2 protein-coding genes are annotated in these 5,560 nt (G+C 43.6%); both read right to left on the minus strand.

All coding sequences use genetic code 11. From position 1 onward, the window contains the following. Positions 1-2,489, minus strand: a 2,489-nt coding sequence (locus MWU78_RS22140; protein WP_247001981.1) for an HYR domain-containing protein, incomplete at its 3' end; no start/stop codon positions are given. A gap of 1,014 nt (positions 2,490-3,503) precedes the next feature. Beyond that, the gene (locus tag MWU78_RS22145) at positions 3,504-4,901 is read right to left on the minus strand and encodes a sulfatase-like hydrolase/transferase (RefSeq protein WP_247001983.1); all 1,398 of its coding nucleotides are present in this window, start codon (positions 4,899-4,901) and stop codon (positions 3,504-3,506) included. Between the last annotated feature and the right edge of the window lie 659 nt (positions 4,902-5,560).

The raw sequence follows: 5,560 nt of genomic DNA on the forward strand, positions 1-5,560 counted from the left end.
GTTGCCTTCTTCTCATTGTCTTTGTCCTGAAATGCAAGATAGGGTACCCCGGAACCATCTAGGGCCAAGGAAACCTCAACTACCGTTCCATTGGGAAAACTGGAAGGGCCAACTTGTGCCCAACAGTCTCCCGTACCTGTGACAGTTACCAGTTGGTCACAGAACTCCGATACATTGCCCGCCTCATCCTTGGCGGTCCAGGTAATGGTTGTATTGCCTATGGGAAAAAGCGTATCCAGTTCAGCGCCATCGCTACGGACCCCCTCAAAAGTAAAATCTGTAGAGACATTGTCTGTGGCTGTAGGCTCACCAATGGCTATGGTGGTTGAACAATTGGTGCCCGCACTTTGTGCAATATCTGCCAAGCAGCTAATATTAGGAGCCTCCTGATCTACCGAAGCAATTTTAAAGGACTTGGCATAAGCATAAGTGCTACTATACACCACAATAATATTGCCATTATTATCTATGGCTATATTCGTGGCACTGGCCGCACCATCGGAAAGACCAGCCGTGCCCACGACCTCCCAGACCGTGCCGTTGAAACGCCGTACCGTGGCCTTATTGGAATTACCACCATCCGCGTACACCACGTAGGGCGTACCATCACCGGTAAGGGCAATATCCGTATAGCTTGCACTAACATTTGAGAAGCCCTCACTGCCCACTACCTCCCAGCTCGCACTGTTGAAACGCTGTACCGTCGCCTTGAAGGAATTACCGCCATCTTGGTATACCACGTAAGGCGTACCATCACGAGAAAGGGCAAGTTTAGTATAGTCCGCACCACCGGCGGAGAAACCCGCAATGCCCACCAACTCCCAGGCTGTTCCATTGAAACGTTGTACCGTAGCCTTAAAGGAATTACTTACATCAGTATACACCACATATGGCGTGCCATCGCCAGAAAGGACAATTTTGATACTTAGCGCACGACCAGCTGAGAAGCCCGCACTGCCCACCACTTCCCAGGACGTACCGTTGAATCGCTGTACCGTCGCCTTATTGGAATTGCCCTCATCCGTGTACACCACATAGGGCGTGCCATCGTCCGCAAGTGCAATGTCTGTATAGTTTGCATTACTTGCGGAGAAACCAGCTGTGCCCACCACCTCCCAGGCCGTGCCGTTGAAGTGCTGTACCGTCGCCTTATTGGAATTACCACCATCCGCGTACACCACGTAGGGCGTACCATCGCCGGTAAGGGCAATATCGGGATCGACTGTATGAACGGTAAAGAGGCCCCCAGTGCCCACCGTCTCCCAGGCCATGCCATTGAAACGTCGTACAATGGCCTTAAAGGAATTGCGATCTTGGTAAACCACGTAGGGCGTGCCATCGTCCGCAAGGGCAATTTCTGTATTGAATGCGGTACCAGCGGAAAAGCCCGCACTACCCACCAACTCCCAGGCCGTACCATTGAAACGTTGAACCGCAGCCCTATTTAATATGTCTCCGACGTATACAGCATAGGGCGTGCCATCACCTGCAAGGGCAAGTGCGGGATAAAACCCAAATGAGAAACCTGAATTGCCCACTAACTCCCAGGCCGTGCCAGTGAAACGCTGTACCTTCAAATTATCATAGTCGCGGTACAACACATAAGGTGTGCCATCGCCTGTAAGGACTATATCCGTTTCGAGTGCAAGACCAGAGAAGCCCGCAGGACCGACGACCTCCCAGGTCGTACCATTGAAACGCTGTACAGTCGCTTCGGTATTCACTTCATCGTGGTACACTATATAAGGCATCCCAATGCCCGAAAGGGCAATTCCGGTACTGAGAGCACTACCAGCAGAGAAGCCCGCACTGCCCACCACTTCCCAGGTTGTGCCATTGAAACGCTGTACCGTCGCCTTATTGGCATTGTTGCCATCCTGATAAACCACATAGGGCGTGCCTTCACTGGAAATAGCGATACCGATATAGTTTGCAGTACCACTGGAAAAACCAGCCGTGCCCACCACTTCCCAAGATGTGCCATTGAAACGCTGGACCGTCGCCTTAGTGGCATTTCCGCCATCCTGGTAAACCACATAGGGCGTGCCTTCGATGGAAATAGCGATATCGATATTGTTGGCAGTACCGCTGGAGAAACCGGCTTTACCCACCACTTCCCAGGACGTGCCATTAAAGCTTTGTACCGTAGCTCCGCCGAAATTAATGTCTTGGTACACCACATAGGGCGTACCTTCGCCTGTAAGGGCGATATTTGTATTGTTTGCACTACCGCTTGAGAAACCGGCTATTCCCACCACTTCCCAAGTACCTTCTTTAAAACGCTGTACCGTCGCCTTATAGGCGTTTCCGCCATCCTGGTATACCACATAGGGCGTGCCATCCGGAGCAATCGCTATATTTGGGTAGGCTGTGAAGGAAGAAGATGGCAAATTATCCTCTGGACCCAAGGGCTTCCATTGCTGGGCTGAAACCCAGTTTAAACATAAAAATAAAAACAGGGCAAAAAGAGTAGTAATTTTGGTTTTCATAATTGAGAGATTATATTTTATGAACTAGTTTATTTCCTATTTTGGAATTTTTCCTTCCGAGGTCCCTATGAGAATTCTAGGGTTGTTTTCAGAAATTCTGGTACCGGGGGAAAGCATTTCCAATCGCTGGACGAACTTAGAAACGAGATCCCAGTTTGGTGCATAAATTTAGATTGATTGATTTATTCACTAGTTTTATAGAACCAGTACCGATTTTAGTATAATCATTACCCAATGCCACCTCCGAATCTAGTATTTCAGTTTTTAGAATTCTTTCAAAGCCACTTACACTAATATTTGAAATATGTAAATGCTTTACATCGAATTTATTCTTTAAATCCAAGATGTGAAATACCTAATCTTAGGTATTTTAACACATCTTTAATACTGTACATATTTACCTATTATGTTGGAAAAAGGATTTGCCAAGTATGGAGTTTTGTGCTATATAAAATTGTACATATGTTTAGAAAGATGCACGCAGTCGGATTATATAGAATTCTATTGCTGCAGGCAAAGGCGTTAAGCAGAAATATGAATTTTTAACCAACAGCTAATTTCGGTGGACTACAGCGGTAATTGCTTTTCAATTTCTTATTTTAACAAATTATTGCTACTTCAGTTTTTTTTATAAACCGTTACACCCTGGAGGTTTTAACCATGGATAAATATTTTTGAGCCTTCACCCCTTACATCATCAAATTTTAGATAATTGTTAGCTCAATCAAAATATAAAAATGAGCCGATTAGANAAGTAAAGTTATATATTGTTGAGGAAATTAAAGGAGGGGTTTAAGTGGTCCCAGAGACAAATACACTGTTTTAACCCAATGCTAATTTCCGTGTACTTTCCGCGACTTTTCGTGCCTCAATTTATTCCTAAACCAAAAAATAAGGGAATCTAATATTCCTACCTGGTAAGCAAAAAGGGAACAACAGTTTTACATTGTTCCTTTTGTAATTTAACTAACTCTAGTTACTGAATTGCTAGCCAAAACCGAATAATAAAATTAGCTATTGTTTCATTTCTGAACGAACCGATTTTAACCAAGAATTGTGCAACTGTAAGAGTTCGTTCAATTTCTTCGGATTTGATTTCGCCAAATTGTTTTTTTCGCCGATGTCAGTATCCAAATTGACCAGGAATAATTTCTCCAAATCCTTCTTTTCTCCCAGGCCAGAGGGTTCTTCTACGTTGCCAATAAGCTTCCATGAGCCTTTGCGGACTGCCCATTGTGCATTTTTATCATCATAATCGCGAAACTGCCAGTAAACCACCTCATGAGGAGATTCCTTAGTGTCATGCAAAATAACGGGCATAAGGCTTTTTCCGTCCGGATTGCTGGTTATTTCTGAATTGGTCAATTCGCCAATAGTACTAAACCAATCCATCTCCATACTAACTTGATCTCGAACCTGGTTGGCAGGGATTACCCCAGGATAACGAATAATGGCCGGTACACGAATCCCGCCTTCGAATAAACTGAATTTACTACCTCTGTACGGTCCAGCATTTCCACCTCCCCAAAAAGCACGTTCTTCCAAAGAATGTCCATGGTCCGATTGGAAAATGACTATGGTGTCGTCCGCTAGGCCCGTCTCGTCCAAATAGTCAAGAACGTTTCCTATTTTTTCATCCGTATTGGATACAAAAGCTGCATATTCCCTTCTAGGTGTCGGAAGGTCCTTGTAATAGTCCATCCATTTGGTAGTCCCTTGATATGGATAATGTGGGGAATTGAACGCCCAATAAATAAAAAATGGCTCGTTCCTTCTGTGATTGATTACCTGCTTTACCTCCTCGGCCATTAAATCCGTAAAGTGTTCGCCATCATAATAAACCTCCTCTGAATTTCTGTACAGATCGTGTTTATTTGGGCCATCCCAATAAAAGGTATGCGAATAATTATCTATACAACCGCGCTGATGTCCAAAAAAATAATCGAATCCCTGCCCGTTGGGCAAATTCTGCTCTCGATGACCTAGATGCCATTTACCGATTAAGGCGGTATAATAACCATTCGGCTTAAGCATTTCCGCCATGGTAACCTGATCGGTCGGAAGTCCATGTTCCCCACTCTTTTCGGCGCGTTCGGGTATTGGGACATTACCCGCCATACCTGCACGTAAATTGGTCTTTCCGGTCATAAGTGCTGCACGGGATGGGGAACAAACGGGAGCTCCTGCATAGAACTGCGTAAACCTTACCCCCTCTCTTGCAAGCCTATCCATATTAGGGGTATACAGGTCCGTTGCCCCGTAAGAATTAAGATCTATGGAACCTTGGTCATCTGTCATAATTACAATGACGTTAGGTTTATTTTTAACCAATGCTTGAGAAAAAACTCCTTGGTGAAAAAATAAAAAAAGTAATCCTAAATTAATGCCTATTGATTTTTTAAATATTCTCATTTGGTTTAATTAATTATTTAAAATATAGTCTTTGGATAAAGATTGCAAAAATTAATTGAATATTCACAAAGAAAGTCCGATCAGGTGTCTTACTTCTTTACTGTAGACCAATTCCATTATTGTTGAATTCTATAAAATAAGGAACAACAGTTTCCCATTGTTCCTTTACCAACTCAACTAACTAACTCCTATTACTTTTTTCTTTTCCTTAACAGCAATGCCTTCGCCTGGATTTCGCCTAAAGTAATATAGCGCGATAGTTTTGGAATATGCCACAAAGGTCAGACCTCGAAGGCCCTCATGACCAGGTAAATTACCTCTATATGATCTATGTTTATGTAGAAATACTAATTTCTAAAGCCCTTTTGACCCAAAGCTAATTTAGGTAGGTTTATAGCATACATTGCTATAACTTCTATATTATTCTATGGTTGCGGCTCACGTCCCGTAAATGCCCCTCAGTTTTTTATTCAGGAATACCTCACCAATCCGCTCGGAATCCACCCTCAAGGTTTTTTCGGTAAGTATTCTATGGACTTTCCAAATAAAATTTCATTATTTTTTTAATTGGTCGATTATTTCCCCCTCAATACACCCCATCCTTTTTCTGGGGGGCGATATTGAGGGGGAAATAATTTTTAAGAGGCGTATTTCCAAAG

Source organism: Arenibacter sp. F26102 (genome assembly GCF_023015865.1).
GTDB lineage: Bacteria > Bacteroidota > Bacteroidia > Flavobacteriales > Flavobacteriaceae > Arenibacter.